Source organism: Mucilaginibacter sp. GW821-FHT07G05, assembly GCF_059418565.1.
Genome location: NZ_JBWKQC010000013.1, coordinates 101746 through 123918, shown reverse-complemented (window position 1 = coordinate 123918; position 22173 = coordinate 101746). Strand labels below are relative to the sequence as shown.

Below are 22173 nucleotides of genomic sequence, written 5' to 3'. Positions count from 1 at the left end.
CATGAAGATCAAAACCCGGCTATCGTTATATTTTACCCTCATTAGTTCGGGGGCATTACTGATAGTTTTGGTGGTGATCTACTTCGTCGTGTTCTCCTTTTTTAGGGCCGATTTTATAGAGCGCCTTACTGACCGTACCAATGTAGCCTCGCAATTGTATTTAAAGGCCGATGAAATTGATGCCGATTCGATGTTGCAGGTACAGCAGCGTTACCTCGAAAAGCTGCCCGATGAGGTGATCCGCATTTATAACAAGAATAACCGCATCGCCTTCAATACGCATAACAATGTGTTCTGGACATCTTCTATTATTGACCAGGTACGCCGGGATGGGTATATTGAATACCAGGAAGGCGAGCGTCAGGTAGTGGGCAAGTTGTATAAAGATAACCAGGGCGATTTTGTGATACTGGCTTCGGCTATTGATAAAAGTTTTTCGCGACGGGCCATGATGCTGGGCAAAACGGCTGTGCTGCTGTTCCTGATATTTATGCTGATCTCGTTTTTTGCAGGGCAAATTTTCGCTAAAAACGCGCTGGCACCCATAAAAAAGATCATCGACCAAATGCGGCAAATACGATCGAGCAACCTGCATTTGCGGGTTGATGGCGTAAAGAACAAGGACGAAATTGCCGACCTCATCAGCAACTTCAACAGCTTGTTGGAGCATTTGGAAAACGCCTTTGAGTTACAGCAAACCTTCGTATCCAACGCGTCGCACGAGTTGCGCACGCCTGTTACCAGTATTATGGGCGAGGTGGATGTGGCCCTGTCCAAAGAGCGCAGTAGCGAAGAATATAAAAGAGTATTGCAGTCTATCTCGGCAGATGCTTTCCGCTTGCAGGAAACCATTACCAGCCTGATGGAACTGGCGCAGGTTGATTTTAACTATACGCAAGCAATCCTATCGCCGGTGCGTATTGACGAACTGATATGGGAGTTGGAAGAGTATTGGTCGGCCAAACAAGGCCCGGGTATGCTGAACCTTAAATTTGCCGATCTGCCGGAGGATGAGAACGAGCTGATCATCTTTGCCAACAAGCCGCTGCTGTACATCGCCATTAATAATATTATAGATAACGCCTTTAAATATTCGGGCGCTCAACCCGTTGATATTTACTTTGAAGCAGGTATCAGCCAAATTAAAATAACCATTACTGATAAAGGCCCCGGCATTAAAGCTGCCGATACGGGTAAAATATTCCAGTCCTTCTATCGCTCGGCAAGTGTTAAAAATATCCCTGGCAGCGGTGTAGGGCTATATATTGCCAGCAAGATCATCCAGTTATGCAAGGGCAAAGTAGTCGTTGTAAGCGATGGCGAAGCGGGCAGTACCTTCATTATTGAGTTTGCCAAATAGCCAAATCAATTTTAATGCTTTTCTAATGTCGGTTTAATTCGGGTCTAATTCGGGTACAATAGTTTTGATTTAGTCAAACAGATCAAAATAAGATGACCGCGAAATATTTAAAATTACTCATCGTAATACTGGCCACAGGCTTTACCCAAACCGCCTGGTGCCAAACCGATACCCTTAAGCTGTCGTTTAAGGATGCCGAAAAACTATTCATCAACAATAACCTGAGCCTGCTTGCCCAAAAGTATAATGTGGATGCCAGCAAGGCCATGATACAACAGGCTAAACTTTGGGACAACCCCGTACTAAGCACCGACCAAAACATTACCGATGCCTCTAAAAAATATTTTAACCATGCCAACGGCAACGGGCAAATATTTGTACAGCTAAGCCAGCTGATACAAACAGCCGGCAAACGCGGCAAGCAGGTACGACTGGCTACTGACGATGCCAATATACAGCAGGCGCAATTTGACGACCTGATGCGCAACCTGCACTATAACCTGCTGCTCGATTTTTCTCTGGTAGCCACACTGGCCGATCAGAGCAAGGTTTACAAGAACGAAATCGCATCGGCTACCAATTTGGTTAACGCTATTGATAAATCGTACCAGGCAGGTAACTCGTCCTTAAAAGATCTTATCCGTTTAAAGGCGTTATTGTTCAGTCTGCAAAATGACTTGGTAGAGAACGACCGCCAGCTGAACGATCTGCAAAGCGAGCTGAAAACACTGCTGGCAACGAAGCCAGATCAGTTCATCGCCCCGCAAATTACCTTCAGCAACACCGATACCCCGCTGGATGCAGCCGCTTTAGCCGAACAGGCCAAAACCTTCCGTGGCGATTATTTGGTGAACAAATACGGCCTCACCCAAAGTAACGATAACCTTGCCATGCAAAGAGCACTGGCCGTGCCGGATGTTACTGTAGGTGCCGCTTTCGATCAGCATAGCAACTACGCCAACAACTACGTGGGCTTGCAGATCAGCGTACCGTTGCCATTGTTCAACCGCAACCAGGGAAGTATTAAATCGGCCAGGCTGGCAATACAAAGCCAGGAGTATACGCTGAAGAACAGCGAATTGCAGTTAACCAACGATGTGTACTCGGCCGTTAACCAATACCGCCTGAGCCAGCAACTGCTCAATAAAAACGAAACCGACTTTTACGATAAGTACGACCAGTTGTATACCAGCATGCTTAAAAGCTTTAAAGAAAGGCAGATAGGCTTGCAGGAGTTCATCGACTTTTTCGACTCGTACAAAGAAACCAAGCTTAAAATTTTACAGCAGCAGCTTAACCTGCAAAAGGCGATTGCCGATATTAATTATGCCGTTGGCACCACAGTAGTAAATCCTCTATAAACAAAATATTCCAGCATATAAAAAGATGAAAAAAGCAGCAATATATATAGCCCTTGCCGGTATGGTAGCCCTGGCATCCTGCGAAGAAAAGAAAACAGGTACCATGGAAACCAAGCAGGTTTGCATTAGCGATTCACTGGCGAAAATGGTAACCATTGATACCGCCAAAACATCGCCCATGAAAGATGAACTGGCGCTATCGGGCGAGGTATCGTTTGATGAAAATAAGGTAGTAAAGATATTCCCGTTTGCAAGTGGGCAGGTAACTGAAGTGAAGGTGTCATTGGGAGATAAAGTGAGCAAGGGGCAAACCCTTGCCATTTTAAAAAGTGCCGATGTTGCGGGCAGCTATTCCGACCTGTCATCGGCCAAGGCAGATTTGGCCATCAGCAAACGCCAGTTGCAACAAGCCGAATACCTGTACAAGAACGGCATCAGCAGCGAACGCGATTATACCGAAGCAAAAGAGAACTACAACAAAGCCGAAAATGCCGATAACAAAGTTCGCCAGCAAATAGCCATTAATGGCGGCGGTAATACCAATGCCAACGGCACCCTGGTAATTACAGCTCCACGCGATGGTTATATTGTAGAAAGGAACATTGCCGCGGGCAACTACATTCGCCCGGACAATAACAGCAGTTTGTTCACCATATCAGATATGAAAGATGTGTGGATAACCGCCAATGTGTTTGAAACCGATATATCAAAGGTTAAGGTAGGCTATAATGCCAAAGTAACCACTATCGCTTATCCCGATAAGGTATTTACCGGCAAAGTAAACCTTGTTAATTCGGTACTCGACCCTGATACTAAAGTAATGACGGTGCGTATCGCCCTGCAAAATGCCGACTTATTGTTAAAGCCGGAGATGTTTACCAACGTACTGATCACCAATAGCGAACCAGGCCAGGCGGTATCTATCCCGGCGGCGGCCATCATATTTGATAATAGTAAGAATTACGTGGTGTTGTATAACAGCAAATGCGATTTGCAGGTGCGCGAGGTTAGCATAATAAAAACCGTTGACGGCACAGCCTACATTTCATCGGGCTTAAAACCGGGCGATAAGATCATTTCAAAAAGCCAGCTGCTGCTGTACAACGCCCTAATTGCGGAGTAAGCACCCGATGTTGCTTTACCTAATTTTTTAAATCTACAGAACATACACTGTACTACATAAATTGCAATGAATAACCTCATTAAAAGCATTATACATTTTTCACTCAGGCGCCGGGCGTTTATATTTTTCCTTACCGGGGTGCTGGCTGTATTGGGCGTATGGAGTTACATGAATACTCCTATCGAAACATTTCCGGATGTTACCAACACCCAGATCATTATTATAGCGCAATGGCCGGGCCGCAGCGCCGAGGAGGTAGAAAAAATGGTGACCATCCCTATGGAAACCGTGCTTAACTCGGTACAAAAAAAGGCTAACCTGCGTACTACCTCATCTTTCGGGCTGTCTTATGTCCGCATCATTTTTGATGACGATGTTGACGATGCCTTTGCCCGGCAGCAGGTATTGAGCAGGCTAAGCAATGCCGACCTGCCCGATGGTGTAAAACCCGAAGTAGAGCCGCCTTATGGCCCTACCGGCGAAATTTTTCGTTATACGCTGAAAAGCAAGACAAAATCAATACACGACCTTACCGAGATACAGGATTGGGTACTCGACCGCCAGTTTAAAGCCATTCCCGGGGTTGCCGATGTAAACAGTTTTGGCGGTGAGGAGAAAGATTACGAGGTAAGTGTTAATCCATCGCTACTGCAAAAATACGGCTTAACATCGCTGGATGTGTACAACGCCATTAACCGCAGTAACATTAACGTGGGTGGCGATGTAATTGAAAAGAACGACCAGGCCTTTGTGGTGCGTGGTATAGGTTTGATCAACAACATCAGCGAGATAGAGAACATCATTATCAAGAACATCAACGGTGTACCTATCCTCACCCGTAACGTGGCCGATATTAAGGAGAGCGGGCTGCCGCGTTTGGGCCAGGTTGGCAGGGATAAGAATAACGACGTGGTAGAAGGTATTGTGGTGATGCGCAAAGGCGAAAACCCTGCCGAAGTATTAAAACGGATACGCGACAAGGTAACCGACCTGAACGATAACGTATTGCCGCCGGATGTAAAAATAAGCACCTTTTACGATCGCACCACGCTCATGGAGTTTTGTACCGAAACTGTGTTGCATAACCTGGTTGAAGGTATTGTACTGGTTACCGTTATTGTGTTTTTGTTTATGGCCGACTGGCGCACCACCTTAACCGTGGCCATTATTATACCGCTGGCACTATTGTTTGCCTTTATATGCCTGCATTTGAAGGGTATGAGCGCCAACCTGCTCTCCATGGGCGCGGTAGATTTTGGGATCATCATAGATGGAGCGGTGGTGATGGTGGAAGGTATATTCGTCGCCCTTGACCACAAGGCGAAGGAAGTTGGGATGCAGAAATTTAACGGTCTGGCCAAGCTGGGTTTGTTTAAAAACGTGGGTAGTGAAATGGGTAAGGCTATCTTCTTCTCCAAGCTCATTATCATTACCTGCCTCATTCCAATATTCGCTTTTCAAAAGGTAGAGGGTAAAATGTTTTCGCCACTGGCCTATACATTAGGTTTCGCCTTACTGGGTGCGCTACTGTTCACGCTTACGCTGGTACCTGCTTTATCAAGCATACTGCTTAAAAAGAATGTGAGGGAAAAACACAACCCGGTAGTGATCTTTTTTGAGAACGGTATCCGCCGCATGTTTAGCTTTACTTACAAAAATCAAAAGCTAAGCCTGCTCATCGCCCTAACCTGCATGACGCTCACCTTCGCTTCGGCCAAGTTCTTAGGATCGGAGTTTTTACCGCAGCTAAACGAGGGCGCTTTATGGGTAACCGCTCAAATGCCGATGAGTACTTCTTTAGAGAACTCGGTTAACATTACCAACAAAATGAGGCAGATATTGTCACAGTTCCCGGAGGTAAAACAAACCCTGTCGCAGGTAGGCCGTACCAATGACGGTACCGACCCTAAAGGTTTCTTTAACGTACAGATCCAGGTTGACCTTTATCCTAAAAAGGATTGGAAAAGGCATATCACCCAGGAGGAACTGATAGCCGAAATGGATAAAAAGTTAAGCTTGTATCCCGGCATTATATTCAACTATTCGCAACCTATTATTGATAACGTGGCCGAAGCCGTAGCTGGTGTGCCTGCATCAATGGCCGTAAAAATATTCGGCCCCGACTTTAATGTATTGGATGAGGATGCCAACAAAGTAATGGCCACGCTTAAACAAGTTAAGGGTGTAGAAGATTTAGGAATACTGCGCAACCTTGGTCAGCCCGAGTTCAGGATAGAGCTCGATCAGCAAAAGATGGCCCGTTACGATGTAGCCACTGCCGATGCCAATGCCGTAATTGAAATGGCCATTGGCGGTAAAGCTGCCACCCAGCTATACCAGGGGGAACGCAAATTTGATATCCGCGTACGTTATCAGAAACAATACCGTGCTACGCAAGAAAAGATAGAGTCGCTGATGGTGCCCACCCTTAACGGTTCAAAAATATCGCTAAAGGAAATCTCTACCATTAAAGAACTCATTGGACCGGCATTCATTTTCAGGGATAATAACATGCGCTACATCGCGGTGAAATTTTCGGTACGCGGTCGCGATTTGGGCAGTACCATTGCCGAAGCGCAGCAAAAGGTAAACGATGCCGTAAAACTTAAACGCGGCTACACCTTCACCTGGAACGGCGAGTTCGAAAACCAGATCCGTGCCTCTAACACCCTGGCGCATGTGGTACCGGTTTGTTTGCTGGTGATCTTCCTGATACTGTATACCACCTTCGGTAATGCTAAAGATGCTATACTGGTAATACTCAACGTACCGTTCGCCCTTATTGGCGGTATACTGGCGCTGCATATTACCCAAACCAACTTCAGTATTTCGGCCGGTATCGGTTTCATCGCGCTGTTTGGGGTGTGTATCCAAAACGGGGTAATCCTTATCTCGGTGTTTCGCAAAAACCTGGAAGAAGGTAAACACCTCGACGAAGCATTGCTCACCGGCGTAATATCAAGGGTACGCCCAGTGGTAATGACCGCCCTTATGGCTGCTATTGGCTTAATGCCCGCCGCCATATCAACCGGTATAGGTTCAGAAACCCAAAAGCCGCTGGCCATTGTGGTAATTGGCGGACTGGTAACCTCTACCATACTAACCCTGCTGATACTCCCTATCATTTACGGGATAGTTTACAAATTCATCCGCAAGCGTGAAAACCGTAAACTGCTCAAAAAGATAGGCGCTATCAACAGCTAACCGTTCCCCTTAATTATCTATATATAAATACCCCAGCCCTCAGCGTGTAAATGCTGGGGGCTATTTTTTTGAATGGAATAGTTTTGGGTGCGCTAATGATGTTTTGATGTGCAGATGATTTGATGTGCAGATATGCAAATTAGCAGATGTGCAGATGATGTTTTCCCCCATCCCCTCCTCGGAGGGGCGAGCGTAGGGATTGCGCGGTGGCGGGGGTGGGTTTCTGCGATATTAATTGACAATATGCAGGTGACCGTTTTGGCAAAATCCGCAAATCTTCTCCTTTCCCCTCCTCGGAGGGGCGAGCGTAAGGATTACGCAGTGGCGGGGTGGGTTTATGCGATATTAAGGAACTATTACTTAAGCTGTAGTAAGATTCTGTTGTTCTTCAATTTTGATAATTTGCTTAGGCATTTCATCGTAAGTTCTTCCATTTAGTACTCGACCAGCTGCCTTTTTATTCTTACCGCCCCACTGTTTGAAGAAGAAAGGGACATTTGCCTTTTCACATTGCATACGAATATCTTCGACCCACTCTTCTTGCATTGGCCTTGCTTTAAAGCCGCTTTCTCCACCAACTATTACCCAGTGTATTCCGGAAAGATTTAAATTTGGCAATGGACCTAAAAGTGGTTCGAGAGATAAAAACCGAACATTGGCATTTATTTTTTGCAGATGTGTAATTCGATCAACAACTTTGTCATCTTCCACGCTTACGCCTATCCATACATTATTGGTAAAATTTAAAAATGGCGAATAAGACTCAAGTACATCCCCTCTTTTTGTAAGAACTTGATAAGTATGTTGAGGAGTATCATTCATTACCTTAAATACACTTTGTACATAATTTAAAGGAACCTCTTTATGAAATAGATCACTCATTGAATTAACAAATACTAATTGCGGTTTTTTCCATGTATATGGAACTAATAATGTCGCTGGATGGATGCGGAACTTAAATCCTTGACTATATTTTTCTTGCCCCATACCCTTTAATCTCTTAGTCATAGTTTCTGCATAGCAGAACTTACACCCAGCCGAAAGCTTATCACAACCAGTAGTTGGATTCCACGTCATTTCGGTCCATTCTATCGATGATTTTGACATATACTAAAAGTTCAATATACAGGTATCTGATATTATAACGTTAACTTTATGTTTGACATTATCTGTAAATGTAACTTTTACTGACCCTTGTTGTGCCATATATCTTAAAGTTTCTTTGTAATGAGACCAACTAAACTTAGTGTTTTGTTGGTGCTCATCGTATAATGCCTTTGCGGTAATTTGCCTTTCCTTGTAGGAATTGGCAAGCATGTAAGATAAGGCTTGAATGTTAGGATTTCCAAAACCTAAATCATCAATTTCATTTAGTCTTTTAGCATCATATGTATAATTACCATCTTTTTCAAGTGTTGCCCCTATATTGTCATAAGCATGGTAAACATTTTTCACTAACTCATAGCCTTTTTGATTTTTAGTAAAATGTATTATGAAATGACTTGTTGCTGTGCTGTCCTCTTCTTGAAATCTAAAAGAACAGTGGTATAATTTTTTTGCACCTACTGCACTTGTAAATTCCAAAGCCAAATTTTCCATAATAAGTTTCAATCGCTCCTGAACCGATGCTTTGTACTGCCTTTTTAATCTTAGTTGTTCAATTGTAGTTGGAAATAGCGATTGCATAAGCTCGTCAAACTTACCAACGGCAACGGCTTGATTTATGCGTTTTATGTTGACAAACAAAAACAATTCATTGCCCCAGTTTTCAAGAAACTTCGCAAGTATTAAAGTGTCAATTCCTTTATACCCAAATGGATCAAAAAAAAGCAAAGTTGGATTAGGATTAACTTTTTGTGGCTCTCTATTCAAAAAGTCTTTTATGGATTTATCTTCACCGACAGTTTTATTTCCAAATCTTGGAGGATATGTAAAAGTATTTTCTGGAAACAACTCTAAAAAGTTTGTCTCAAGTTCTTTAGCGTAACTATTGTCATTAAAGATTAAATGAACTTTTGAACTAAGCACAGGATCTTCTGCACATTCTTTTGCCAATAATAACGGTGTAGAATGTTTTTGATCTTCATACTTACCGGGGCCGGCGTATAAGTCTAAATATCGTATAGAATTTTGTGGTTTCTTCAACAATATGCGACAATATTGAGGGAAGTATTCAGATACTATTTTAGCTTTAACTTCCGATGAGGACGTTTGTTCTTTGAAAAAATCTTCTTCCATTTAGTTTAGGTTTATAACATATAAAAATACAAAGATTATTGAGACGAACCAAACTCGGCTCACCTAAGTATAAGCTTATAAATTATTGTTATTGGTTTTAGATTATATGAATGTTGCGAATTCATTTTAATTATACCGGCCCCGAGCTTAATGCCTGTGTAGTATAAGCGGATAGCGGGGCTATCGTAACCGAAGTACTACTATCATTGATTTTCAAAAAAGCTATTGGATTAACTTGTATGGCGTAGAAACCCACCCCGCCAACGCACGGGCTTGCGCTCGCCCCTCCGAGGAGGGGATACGGAGAAAAAACGAATCACTTCATCACCTGCACATCTGCTAATTTGCATATCTGCACATCAAAACATCACATCAAAAAACCTATTCCACACTTGCTATCGCCTGGTTTAGCGTGGCGTCGTTGAGGTTGATGGCCTGGAAATAGTAGGTGTCGCCCCATTTGAAGCGGGCGGCGTAGGCCTTAAGGAGCGATTTTATTTCGGTTTTTGATAGCTGTACTTCCGGCTCGTCGATGTGTTTAAGCGAGTGCGAGGCGTATTGTATAAAGCTGTTAAAATCGGTATCGGTTGGCGTGTAGTTTTTAATGAAACCATCGGCCTGTGGGTATTCTTTCAGCAGGGGCTGCATCTTATCCACAATGTAAGCGGTAAAGACCTGTGCCGAACTTAGCCGTTGAATAAGGCGAGTAGTTTGGGCGGCATCGGCGGGTATAAATACGTCGGGCATAATGCCGCCGCCGCTAAATACCTGTTTGCCGCTCGATGTACGATAAGGCGATTGTTTACTGAAAACGCTGTCGTTACGGATATTTTCGGCCGAGAAGAGTTCGCCTTTTTTCATGCGCTCTGATAGCTCACGGCGGTAGCTTTCTACCCCATGGCTGTACGATTTTTGTATCGACCTGCCCGATGGAGTATAATACCTGGCCACGGTAAGGTTAATGGCCGAGCCATCGCCAAACGGAAACTGCTGCTGCACCAAACCTTTACCAAACGAACGGCGACCAACAATTACGGCACGATCCAGATCTTGCAGTGCTCCGGCTAAAATTTCACTGGCCGAGGCCGAATATTCGTCGATCAATACGGCCAGTTTACCTTGCTGAAACGCGCCCGAATCTGTAGCGAAATAATCGGTACGGGGTTCGTGCACGCCTTTGGTGTAAACAATCAGCTTGCCTTTGGTTAAAAACTCGTCGGCCAGGGCAGTAGCGGTATTGAGGTAGCCGCCGCCGTTGCCGCGCAGGTCGAGCACCAGTTTTTGCATGCCTTCGGCTTTCAGTTTGTTGAGCGCGCCGCGGAAATCTTTATCGGTAGTGGAGGCAAATTTGCCTATTTTGATATAGCCTGTGTTATTGCCTGCAATATAAGCGGCATCTAAACTGCTCAAGGTTACACGGCCTGGTTTTACAAGGTATAGCTTGGCCTCCCTTTCGCCGGGAGCAATGGCAGTAAACAGGATGGGTTTGCTTTTATCTTGACGCAGGGCCTTGCTGATGTGATCGTCGGTGAGGCCTGTACCCGCGAATTTTTTGTTATTTATATCGATGATCTTGCAGCCGCCGGTTAAACCCGCGCGTGCCGCCGGGCTGCCCGCGTATACTTGCGTAACCACAAAGGTATCGCGCAGCAGCAGGTATTCGATACCCACGCCGGTAAAGCCGCCTTCCAGTTTTTCGCTTAATGCCGATGCCTGTTGCGGCGGCAGGTACAGCGAATGCGGGTCGAGCTTTTGCAGCAGTTCGTTAACGGTAACGCCGGTTATGCTATCTACATTTACCGAATCTACGTAGTTATATTGCACCAGTTCCAGCACTTTCGACATCTTATCATCGGTGCCCGAAAGCGACAAGCCCATACGCCTCCCCGTAAGTCCATTATCGCTAATGAACAGCCCCAGGGCTATACCAATGAGTATGAGCAGGGTTGAACGGAAAATTACGGATGCTGTTTGTTTCATAAATAGCGCTTAACACAAAGATAACAATTGCCCGGGATACCAATTATTAATTAGCTGTAGTATTTGATGATTTTTACCGAATTTTGTTTCAACTAAATTGAAAAATGGAAGCTACTACCGAGAAAAGTTCATACTATAATAACCTGGAGCAGATGACCGTCGCGGAGATTTTGCAAAGCATTAATACCGAGGATAAAAGCGTTCCGTTGGCTGTAGAAAAGGCCTTGCCGCAAATTGAAGCGCTGGCAACCGCCATTGCCGAAAGGATGAAAAAGGGCGGCAGGTTGTTCTATATTGGCGCGGGTACCAGCGGCAGGTTAGGCGTGGTTGATGCCAGCGAATGCCCGCCAACCTTTGGCGTTCCGTTCGATTTGGTAGTAGGTATTATAGCCGGGGGCGATGGCGCCATACGCAAAGCAGTTGAGTTTGCTGAGGATGATGCCGAGCAGGCCTGGAAAGATCTTTCGGCCTATAACATTAACGATAAGGATGTGTTGGTAGGCATTGCGGCATCGGGCAAAACACCTTATGTAATTGGCGGGTTAAAAACCGCTAACGAGCACAATATTTTAACGGGCTGTATCGTATGTAACAGTGGCGGCCCGGTTGCGGCAGTTGCACAATACCCGGTAGAGGTAGTAACTGGTCCGGAATTTTTAACAGGCTCAACCCGCATGAAGGCAGGTACCGCGCAAAAACTGGTGTTGAACATGCTTACCACCAGCGCAATGATACAGCTTGGCCACGTAAAGGGTAACCGCATGGTAGATATGCAGCTATCAAACAATAAACTGATAGACCGCGGTACCCAAATGGTAATGGCCGAAACAGGCCTGCCCGAAACGGAAGCGGCTACCCTGCTGAAACAATACGGCAGCGTACGCAAAGCAGTTGAGAGCCTCAACCTTAATAAAGAATAAATTAATTCAAAAGTCAAAATTCAAAAGTGAAAAAGACATGCACCATTTTTGAATTTTGACTTTTAACTTTTGAATTTAAAAAATGCACGAGATAGAGCCATATTACCGCTGGCGGGATGATTATATAGCATCGGAGGATGAGCTATCACCTTTTTATGCTACGCAGTACAATGAGTTTGAGTTTGATAAGCAGATATATAATTACCTGCTGCACCCGCAATGGGATACCTTTGGCTCAAATACCTTGTACCTGAAGGTGCTGTTTGTTGATTACGATAAGGGCTTTTCCATTATTGAACTAATTGGCGAATGGAACGATGCCATCAATAACGATATTATGCTGATGAAGCGCGAACTGCTGGAGCTGATGATAGACGCGGGCGTAACCAAGTTTGTACTGATCGGCGAAAATGTGCTGAACTACCACTCGTCCGACGATTGTTATTACGAGGAATGGTTTCAGGATGTGGAAGATGGCTGGATAGCCGGTGTAAACTTTCGCGACCATGTGATAGCCGAGTTTAAGCAAAACAATATCGACTATTACATCAACTTCGGCGGCGAACTCGATAACCTGAGCTGGCGCGGATTAAAGCCGGTACAGGTATTCAAGAAGGTAGAAGAACAGTTGATGAAAAGGCTAAACTGATTAAACCATTGAGCCCGAAATTCGTCTAATTGTTATAACAACAAATTAGACCCCGGTAATTATTTAAGCAGGGTAATTTTTAGTAAATTCGTACAATTTAAACCATATAATAAAAATGGAGATTAATAAAAGTAATTACACTTACGATAGTGTATTTGTAAATGAAGATGCAGCTGCATCGCGCAAATTTATTGCGAACGTGTTTTTATGGATGTTTGTGGCATTAGGTATATCGGCGGCATTTGCATGGACATTTGCTTATGATCAGTCGTTAAGAAACTTATTGATAGACCCAATTACAAACAGAGGTACGGGTTTTGGTACCATTGCAATGTTTTCCCCGCTTGTTTTTATATTCACAATGAGCCTGGCATTTAACCGTTTCTCATTTGGCATGCTAACGGTTTTCTTCCTGGCATTCGCGGTTATGATGGGTATAAGCCTTAGTACTATTTTTTCGGTTTATGCGAGTGGTCTAATTTATGGAACTTTCATTACCGCATCGGTAGTGTTTGGTATTATGGCTATAGCAGGGTATACAACCCAGCAAGATCTTACTAAATTCGGTTCAATTTTAACTATGTTCCTGATAGGTATAGTTGTAGCATCATTGGTTAACTTCTTTATCAAAAGCAGTGGCCTTAGTGTTATTATTAGCTATATAGGTGTTGCAGTGTTTGTGGGCCTAACCGCTTATGACGTACAAAAATTAAAACGTATTGGTGCAGGCTTAGAGTACGGCGATCAGTCGACCAAAAAGATAGCTATCATGGGTGCGTTAACGCTGTACCTTGATTTTATCAACCTGTTCCTGATGTTACTGCGTGTATTCGGCGGCAACAGAAGATAATAGTATTGATTAACAATATTGAAAAGCTGCATGAAAATGCGGCTTTTTTTGTGGACTCACCCGATCCACGCTTCGCTGGATCACCCTCTCTGCTGCGCAAAGAGGGTTTTATTTTGAATATTACGGAATATGTAATACTTATACCTTCTTTTTCGCTTGCGAAAGAGAGGGGCGCCCAGCGAAGCGTAGGCGGGGTGAGTTAAAAACCCTTCCTGCAACAATATTGCATTTCGCTTATATACATAAGCCAAAAGCCTATTGCACATTAAAACTTTATTATGCACCTTTGTGCTGCTTATGGAGAAAGACGGAGGGATTAGACCCTGCGATGTCTTAGCAACCTGTACTTACAAGGTGCTACATTCTACTTAACAAGTCAACTGGACCGGTTAGGAAAGATAAGCGAAAGTCAAATACACACGCCCGACTTTTCGAGATAAGCTGTTATAGTATCAAGTAATTAGTATCAGGTATCAAGTAGTTTTTACTGTTGATCACACTGCGCTAATCACGCGGACTCATAAAGTCTTGCTACTTGATACTCGCTACTTGATACCAAAATGGATATTAGAAAAGAACTACAGAAACGCATTTTAGTGATTGATGGGGCTATGGGTACCATGATACAACGGTACCAGCTCACCGAGGAGGATTTTCGTGGTGAGCGTTTCCGCGATCATATATCCGATTTGAAAGGCAATAACGATTTGCTGAATATCACCCGTCCGGATGTAATTAAGGCAATACATGCCGAATATCTGGATGCCGGGGCAGATATCATCGAAACCAATACCTTCAGTACCCAACGTATTTCACTGGCCGATTACCACATGGAAGAACTCGACTATGAGCTGAGCTATGAGGGTGCCCGCATTGCCCGTGAGGTGGTTGACGAATATAATATAAAAACACCCGAAAAACCGCGCTTTGTTGCCGGTGCGGTTGGTCCTACTAACCGTACGGCTTCTATATCACCGGATGTGAACGACCCTGGTTACCGCGCGGTATCATTTGATGACCTTGCCGATGCTTATTACGCGCAGGTGCGCGGACTGGTGGACGGCGGATCGGATTTGCTGTTGGTTGAAACCATATTTGATACCCTGAATGCCAAGGCGGCATTATTTGCCATACAACGCTATGCCGAAGAAAGCGGCAAGCATTTGCCTATCATGATATCGGGTACTATTACTGATGCTTCCGGGCGCACGCTTTCGGGGCAAACGGTGGAGGCGTTCTGGAACTCTATCCGCCATGCTAACCTGCTGTCGGTAGGGTTAAACTGTGCTTTGGGTGCCAGGGAGATGAGGCCTTATTTGGAAGAGCTATCTGAAAAGGCAGAAGTATACATATCGGCCTACCCTAACGCGGGTTTGCCTAACGAGTTTGGGGCTTATGATGAAACCCCGCACGAAACCGCGCACCAGGTTGACGATTTTATAAAAGCCGGCATAGTAAATATTGTGGGTGGTTGTTGTGGCACCACGCCCGAGCATATCAAGTGTATTGCCGATAAAGCAGCAAAATTCCCACCGCGCAAGATCCCCGAAATAAAACCATTTTTGCGCCTTAGCGGACTGGAAGCAGTTACGCTTACGCCCGAAACCAACTTTGTTAACGTTGGCGAGCGTACCAACATCACCGGTTCACCCAAATTCTCCAAACTGATACTTGCCGAAGATTACGAGGCAGCGCTAACAGTTGCCCGTCAGCAGGTAGAAGGCGGCGCGCAGGTGATCGATATCAACATGGATGAGGGTATGATCGATTCGGAAGCGGTGATGGTGAAATTCCTGAATCTTGTAGCCTCCGAACCGGATATTTCCAAACTGCCTATCATGGTAGATTCATCAAAGTGGACGGTATTGGAAGCCGGGTTGAAATGCCTGCAAGGCAAGGGCATCGTTAACTCCATCTCGCTTAAAGAGGGTGAAGAGAAATTTATAGAATACGCACGCAAGATACAAAGCTATGGCGCCGCAGCCGTAGTGATGGCGTTTGACGAAACCGGCCAGGCCGATTCGCTGGAACGCCGTAAAGAGATTTGCCAGCGCTCATATAATATACTGGTAAACGAAGTTGGTTTTCCCCCGCAGGATATCATCTTCGACCCAAACATACTTACCGTAGCCACCGGCCTCGAAGAACATAATAACTACGCGGTAGATTTTATTGAAGCCACCCGCTGGATAAAGCAGAACCTGCCTTATGCCAAAGTAAGCGGTGGAGTGAGTAACATTTCGTTCTCGTTCCGTGGTAATAACGTGGTGCGCGAAGCTATGCACTCGGCGTTCCTGTACCATGCCATTAATGCCGGTTTGGATATGGGTATTGTAAACGCGGGGATGCTTGAGGTATACGAAGAAATTCCGAAAGACCTTTTGATACTGGTGGAGGATGTATTGCTTAACCGCCGCCAGGATGCTACCGAGCGACTGGTAGAATATGCCGATACCATTAAGAGTAAAGGCAAGGAGATTGTTCGTGATGAAGAATGGCGTAAAGATCCGGTAGAGAAACGCTTGTCGCACGCGCTGGTAAAAGGTATCATAGAGTACCTTGATGCCGATGTGGAAGAAGCCCGTCAGAAATACGACAAACCGCTCGAAGTAATTGAAGGCCCGCTGATGGATGGCATGAACATCGTAGGCGATCTGTTTGGTTCGGGTAAAATGTTTTTGCCACAGGTGGTAAAATCGGCACGCGTAATGAAAAAGGCCGTGGCTTATCTGCTGCCCTTTATTGAAGAAGAAAAACGTAACAATGCCAATGCCGATCAGCGCAAAAATGCCGGTAAGGTATTAATGGCCACCGTAAAAGGCGACGTACACGATATTGGCAAAAATATAGTAGGCGTAGTGCTGGCCTGTAACAACTTCGAGGTGATTGACCTTGGGGTGATGGTGCCCGCGCAACGCATTATTGAAGAAGCTAAAAAGCAGGATGTGGATATCATCGGCCTGAGTGGTTTAATTACCCCATCGCTGGATGAAATGGTACATTTTGCCAAAGAAATGGAACGCGAAGGCTTTACCATTCCGCTGATATTGGGCGGTGCTACTACCTCACGGATCCACGCGGCGGTAAAGGTGGCACCTAACTACTCGGGAGCGGCTATTCACGTGCTTGATGCATCGCGCAGCGTAACGGTTTGCAGTAACCTGATGAACCGCGATGGTCGCGATGCGTACATACAGGGCATTAAAGATGAATACGCCAAAGCACGGGAGGCGCACGCCAACAAAAAATCGGATAAGCGTTTTGTGAGTATTGAAGATGCCCGCAAAGCGAAATTCCAGATCAACCTTAACGGCTCGATCCCGAACAAGCCTACCTTCACCGGTACTAAGGTATTTGAATCGTTCCCGCTTGAAGAATTAGTGCCGTATATCGACTGGACCCCTTTTTTCCATACCTGGGAGCTACGCGGCAGCTACCCGAAAATATTTAACGATAAATATGTAGGTACCGAAGCGCAAAAACTATTTGACGATGCGCAGGTGCTGTTGAAAAAGATAGTGAAAGAAAAATTGCTGCATGCCAATGGCGTTATCGGTTTTTGGCCGGCCAACAGTGTGGGCGATGATATCGAGATATACTCGGATGAAACCCGCAAGCATGTGATCACCAAAATACATACCCTTCGCCAGCAAGGTGAAAAGGTAAAGGATGATCCGTATTATGCGCTGTCGGATTTTATTGCGCCCAAAGAAAGCGGCGTTACCGACTACTGGGGCGGCTTTGCCGTTACTACCGGTATTGGTTGCGACGAGTTGGTGGCCGAATTTGAAAAAGATCACGACGATTATAACAGCATTATGGCCAAAGCCCTTGCCGATCGTCTTGCTGAAGCCTTTGCCGAAAAAATGCACGAACTGGTACGTAAAGATTACTGGGGTTACTCGAAAGATGAGCAACTGGATACCGACGGATTGATCAAGGAAGAATACCAGGGTATCCGCCCGGCGCCGGGTTATCCCGCCTGTCCGGATCATACTGAGAAAACAACGCTGTTTGAACTGCTGAAAGCTGAAGACAATGCCCACATGCACCTTACCGAAAGCCTGGCCATGACACCGGCCGCGTCAGTAAGTGGTTTTTACTTCGCCCACCCGCAGGCCCGCTATTTCGGCCTCGGCAAAATAAGTAAAGACCAGGTACAAGACTACGCCAAACGCAAAGCCCTCCCACTGGAAGAAGTAGAAAAATGGCTGGGACCGAATTTGAACTATTAGTATCAAGTAGTTAGTATCAAGTATCAAGACACGAAATGCACAATTTTAAAGAACTAAAAGTTTGGCGGGCAGGAATAGAAATATGTAAGGAGGTATATCTGCTAACAAAGGCTTTTCCGGCTGAAGAAAAGTTTGGCTTGATATCGCAAATAACTCGCTCGGCTGTTTCTATACCTTCCAATATTGCTGAAGGTTGCGGCAGAAGATCAAATAAGGAATTGTACCATTTTTTAAATATTGCGTTAGGCTCTTCGTTTGAATTAGAAACGCAGATTATCTTAGCCAAAGAATTTGATTACATAACCCAGGCAAAGCACGATACCGTATGCCTGCTAATTACTGAAATACAAAAGATGATATATGGTTTGCAAAAAAGCCTTGCTGCCTGATCTCTCTATTAAATACTGATACATTAAAAAAGAGTATACGTTTTGCAAAAAAGTCTTGCTACTTGATACTCGCTACTTGATACTAACCAATGAAGATCACCGAACACATAAAGAACGCTAACGGCAAAACACTTTTTTCTTTTGAACTGATTCCGCCATTGAAGGGGCAGAGCATACAGGGTATTTATAACGCTATTGATCCGTTGATGGAGTTTAAGCCGCCGTTTATTGATGTTACCTCGCTGCGCGAAGATTTTATTTATAAGCAGCATAACAGCGGTTTGCTGGAAAAACTGGCTTATCGCAAGCGCCCGGGCACTATTGCCATTTGTGCAGCAATCATGAATAAGTACAAGGTTGATACCGTTCCGCATTTGCTATGCGGTGGCTTTACTAAGGATGAAACCGAGAACGCGTTGATAGACCTGGAGTTTTTAGGTATCGAGAACGTACTGGTGCTTCGTGGTGATGCCCGCAGCGGTGATCCGGCCTTTGTGCCAAACCCTAACGGGCACTGCTATGCCACCGACCTGCTACAGCAAGTAGTGAACATGAACAACGGCGTTTACCTGCACGAGAATTACGATAACATTCAAAAAACTAATTTTTGTATAGGCGTGGCCGGTTACCCCGAAAAACACTTTGAAGCACCAAACCTTAAAACCGACTTTAAATACCTCAAACAAAAGGTAGATATGGGCGCCCAGTTTATTGTAACCCAAATGTTCTTCGATAATAAAAAGTACATCGAGTTTGTAAACAACTGCCGGGCTAATGGTATCAATGTGCCTATTATTCCGGGTTTGAAGCCGATTACCTCGTCGAAACAATTGGTGAGCCTGTCAAAAACCTTCCATATTGACATGCCCGAAGATTTGAGCGACGCCATACAAGCCTGCACCAGTGAAAAAGATGTACGCGAAGCAGGCATTGAGTGGATGATCAACCAGTGTAAGGAGTTGGTGGCTTTTGGCGTGCCTGTATTGCACTTTTATACCATGAGCAACGCCGGGCCAACAAAGCGCATTGCCGAAGCTATATTTTAATATATTTGCGGCAACATAAATTCTTATCACATGCGTATTTTTTATTGCGCGGTATTATTGCTTTTACCGCTTTTTGCCTTGTCGCAGGCAAACTATCATGATGGCTATGTTGTAAAAGCCAATGGTGATACCGTAAAGGGTTATATTAATGCGAGGGAGTGGTCGCACAGTCCGGAAGTTATTGAGTTTAAAAACTCGAAGGGCGACAAAGATGCCCTGCGTTTTTCGGCAGCAGATATATCACTTTTCCACATTGCACCTTATGATACTTACGTAAGCTATACCGGCCGTATCAGTAATAATCGTAACGGGTTTCCTAATATGGATAAAAGGCTGGATACTACTAAAACCCAGGCTACCATATTTATAAAACGCGTTGCTTCAGGGCCTAATGTTACGTTATATGCACAGTCGGACAATGTTAAAACCCGCTATTTTTACCAGGAGCAAGGCGATGTAGTAACAGAATTGGCTTATTACTACTATTATAACAACAGCAATGTGGCCACAGTTGTTACTAAACTATATATAGGGCAGTTGCTTTTACTTCATAAAAAGTATAATGATGACAACAATAAAAACCGGTCTACAATAGAGCATACCAATTTTGTTGAAAGCGATTTAGTAAAAAGTATTAATATCATTAATAACAGTGGCAGTGCAGGTGTTAACTCCAAAACAATCACTGAAATAGCAAGGCCATCCAACAACCGCTTTTTTGTTGGTATCGGGTTAAACTATACTAAAACACGTTTTAAAGGTGATGTTCCGTTTGATGGAGGCACCGGCGGTAAAACATACTTGCCCAAAATAAGCGTAGGTTATGATGCCTTTACCAATGCGCAGGTACAGCGGTTTATTTTCAGGGGCGAATTATCCTTCAACTATATCAACCCCGAAATAACATCAACGCAAAGTGCTACAGCAGGGGCTGTATATTCATTTAGCCAAAGCAACGTTGCCTTTACGCCGCAATTGATATTCAACTTATATAACACTGATGATCTTAAACTATATGTAAACGGCGGCGCGGCGCTTACTTTTTCTTTTTATAGTAATGATAAGATCGTATCCGGAAACAGTAATATCCCGAGCCAGGCGAGGCCATATAACGGCGAAAGCTTTTGGCTTAGCTTCCCTTTCCAGATAGGCGCCGTTATTAATAAAAAGTTTGATGTATCGGTAAGCTATACTCCACCTGCAACATACACCCGTTACACCTTTTTTACTTTAGGCAATGAAGTGATCGGCTTAAACCTGAAATACTTGTTTAACAAAAAATAGTACCCCAATTATATAAAAACAAAACGGGCAACTTATCTGATTAAATTGACCGTTTTGTTTTTATGGATGTATTTACTTAACAATATCCAATCGCCATAGTTCGTGTACGCCTTCAAAAAGCATAAGGCCGCTCAAGGCTACCGATGAATGGTATTCGTTGTTTTTTGGCTGCTCGCGCCAGTTTGGTCCGTAATATCTTTCCGGGCTTTTTGTAGCGGTGGCAACAAGGCTTTCGGCATTCTTTACCAGGTAGGTACTGTAGGTAGTTTTAGTAGCCGCATCCAGGTCGCCTTTAAGTATCAGCTGTACCATATAGCGAATAAAGATGCCTTTGAACAAGCCCCCATCACCGGTGCCGTTACCGATAAGTATTCCCGCCGAGTTAAAGAACGGATCAGTTAATACTGAGTTGGTGGTTTGCCTGGCGTCGTTCAGGTATTTAGCTTCTTTAGTAATGGCATATAATTCAACGGCAGCCCCAATGTATGTACCCTGATTATAAGTGAAACGCCAGCCATCGTTGTAGTTGCCATAGGCATCCCATACCAAACCGGTAGTTGGGTTTACCACATATTGCTTTTCCCACTCGTATATCTTTTTAGCCCATGCCAGATCCTCCGGGTTTTTATCGAGCTGATAAAGGCGCGCGGCTATAATAGCAGCCGGACCGTTTGAGCAGGCGTTTTTACTATCGGGTGTGTTGATGTTCCACATAATACCGCCGTGATTTACATCGGTCCAGCCGGTTTTTATGTAGCCCCACAGCTCCACAGCCGCATTTTTGTAAGTAACATCCTTAGTGGCATCATAAGCGCGCAAGCACGATATGGCCCACCATTCCATATCATCGTAATAATCGTTCTTGAATTTGTTGCCGTTCTTATTGTACGATCCCTGCAATACGTTTTTCATCTGCGTAAGATATTTAGGATCGTTAGTGCGGTTGTAGGCATCCACCTTTACATCAAGGGCGTGGGCATTCCACCAATAGTTGAAGCCAAAATCAGTTTGGGTAGTTTTGTAGTATTTACCGGTAGGGTCGTAAAAGTATGTTTCCAATGCTTCCTGTCCCTTTTCGGCGTAAATATTCCATTTACTTGGATCGGCTACGGCTATGGTAACCTCTTTTTTGGCGGTATTGCCATCAGCATCGGCAGTTGTAAAAACCACTTTGAACGAGCCGTAAGCCGTGTATTTATGTTCGGCATTCATTTCGGTAGAAGTATTACTGTCACCGAAATCCCACTTAACAGTTTTGTAATTGGTAGCAATACCTTTAAACGAGTAGGTCTTCCCGAATTTATCGGCAGTAACAGTTTGCGCGGTAAAGTTGGCTGTTGGTTTGGTTTTTTCGGGCGTTACCACCTCCGGGTTATCGGCGGGTTTGGTATCGCTCTTTTTGCACGATTGTGTGAGGGTTGCCGCAGCTACGCACAGCATGAATGTGATAGATGTAAATCTGTTCATGTTAGGTTATAATTTAGTAAAATTGGTTTCAGTGGGCACGGTTGTTCGCAAATGTTTCGGCACTCAT

At 44.5% G+C, this 22173-nt stretch carries 15 protein-coding genes and 1 riboswitch; of the genes, 11 read left to right on the top strand and 4 right to left on the bottom strand.

Translation table 11 applies throughout. The features are described 5' to 3' along the window. Position 1 precedes the first annotated feature (1 nt). From AC07NA_RS24470 to AC07NA_RS24455, 4 genes are all read left to right on the top strand, one after another. Positions 2–1360 (top strand): ATP-binding protein, encoded by a 1359-nt coding sequence (locus AC07NA_RS24470; protein ID WP_494900527.1) that lies wholly within the window; start codon positions 2–4, stop codon positions 1358–1360. A 92-nt stretch (positions 1361–1452) separates the two neighbouring features. Continuing rightward, a complete protein-coding gene (locus AC07NA_RS24465; RefSeq protein WP_494900526.1) occupies positions 1453–2721 on the top strand; it encodes a TolC family protein in 1269 nt (422 codons plus the stop codon). Positions 2722–2746: 25 nt separating this feature from the next. Further along, positions 2747–3844, top strand: a complete 1098-nt coding sequence (locus AC07NA_RS24460; protein ID WP_494900524.1) for an efflux RND transporter periplasmic adaptor subunit — start codon at positions 2747–2749, stop codon at positions 3842–3844. A gap of 66 nt (positions 3845–3910) precedes the next feature. Continuing rightward, entirely contained in the window at positions 3911–7048 is a 3138-nt protein-coding gene (locus tag AC07NA_RS24455; RefSeq protein WP_494900522.1) for an efflux RND transporter permease subunit, read from the top strand. Between the two features lie 360 nt (positions 7049–7408). Here the strand turns inward: AC07NA_RS24455 and AC07NA_RS24450 are convergent, their stop codons facing one another. The 3 genes from AC07NA_RS24450 to AC07NA_RS24440 all read right to left on the bottom strand — a co-directional run bounded on the left by AC07NA_RS24450 (position 7409) and on the right by AC07NA_RS24440 (position 11266). Then, entirely contained in the window at positions 7409–8155 is a 747-nt protein-coding gene (locus tag AC07NA_RS24450) for a DUF5131 family protein (RefSeq protein ID WP_494900520.1), read from the bottom strand. A 3-nt stretch (positions 8156–8158) separates the two neighbouring features. Next, entirely contained in the window at positions 8159–9286 is a 1128-nt protein-coding gene (tcmP, locus tag AC07NA_RS24445; protein WP_494900518.1) for a three-Cys-motif partner protein TcmP, read from the bottom strand. Positions 9287–9667: 381 nt separating this feature from the next. Continuing rightward, positions 9668–11266 (bottom strand): S41 family peptidase, encoded by a 1599-nt coding sequence (locus AC07NA_RS24440; RefSeq protein WP_494900517.1) that lies wholly within the window; start codon positions 11264–11266, stop codon positions 9668–9670. Between the two features lie 104 nt (positions 11267–11370). Between AC07NA_RS24440 and murQ the strand changes: the two genes are divergently transcribed. The 7 genes from murQ (at position 11371) to AC07NA_RS24405 (ending at position 20639) form a co-directional block, all read left to right on the top strand. Beyond that, the gene (gene murQ, locus AC07NA_RS24435) at positions 11371–12186 is read left to right on the top strand and encodes an N-acetylmuramic acid 6-phosphate etherase (protein ID WP_494900515.1); all 816 of its coding nucleotides are present in this window, start codon (positions 11371–11373) and stop codon (positions 12184–12186) included. A gap of 82 nt (positions 12187–12268) precedes the next feature. Beyond that, positions 12269–12835: a hypothetical protein gene (locus AC07NA_RS24430; RefSeq protein WP_345213326.1), complete on the top strand. Its 567-nt coding sequence runs from the start codon at positions 12269–12271 to the stop codon at positions 12833–12835. 115 nt (positions 12836–12950) lie between these two features. Further along, on the top strand, positions 12951–13685 hold the full coding sequence (locus AC07NA_RS24425) for a Bax inhibitor-1/YccA family protein (RefSeq protein ID WP_494900513.1): 735 nt from the start codon (positions 12951–12953) through the stop codon (positions 13683–13685). Between the two features lie 292 nt (positions 13686–13977). Further along, positions 13978–14090: riboswitch (SAM riboswitch) on the top strand. Between the two features lie 155 nt (positions 14091–14245). Then, positions 14246–17920, top strand: a complete 3675-nt coding sequence (metH, locus tag AC07NA_RS24420) for a methionine synthase (RefSeq protein ID WP_494900512.1) — start codon at positions 14246–14248, stop codon at positions 17918–17920. Between the two features lie 35 nt (positions 17921–17955). Beyond that, positions 17956–18309, top strand: coding sequence for a four helix bundle protein (locus tag AC07NA_RS24415; protein WP_494900510.1), 354 nt, complete (start codon positions 17956–17958; stop codon positions 18307–18309). Between the two features lie 89 nt (positions 18310–18398). Beyond that, entirely contained in the window at positions 18399–19355 is a 957-nt protein-coding gene (gene metF / locus AC07NA_RS24410; protein WP_494900508.1) for a methylenetetrahydrofolate reductase [NAD(P)H], read from the top strand. Positions 19356–19385: 30 nt separating this feature from the next. Beyond that, on the top strand, positions 19386–20639 hold the full coding sequence (locus AC07NA_RS24405; protein WP_494900506.1) for a hypothetical protein: 1254 nt from the start codon (positions 19386–19388) through the stop codon (positions 20637–20639). A 72-nt stretch (positions 20640–20711) separates the two neighbouring features. Here the strand turns inward: AC07NA_RS24405 and AC07NA_RS24400 are convergent, their stop codons facing one another. Beyond that, entirely contained in the window at positions 20712–22106 is a 1395-nt protein-coding gene (locus AC07NA_RS24400) for a glycoside hydrolase family 76 protein (protein ID WP_494900504.1), read from the bottom strand. Positions 22107–22173: the final 67 nt, after the last annotated feature.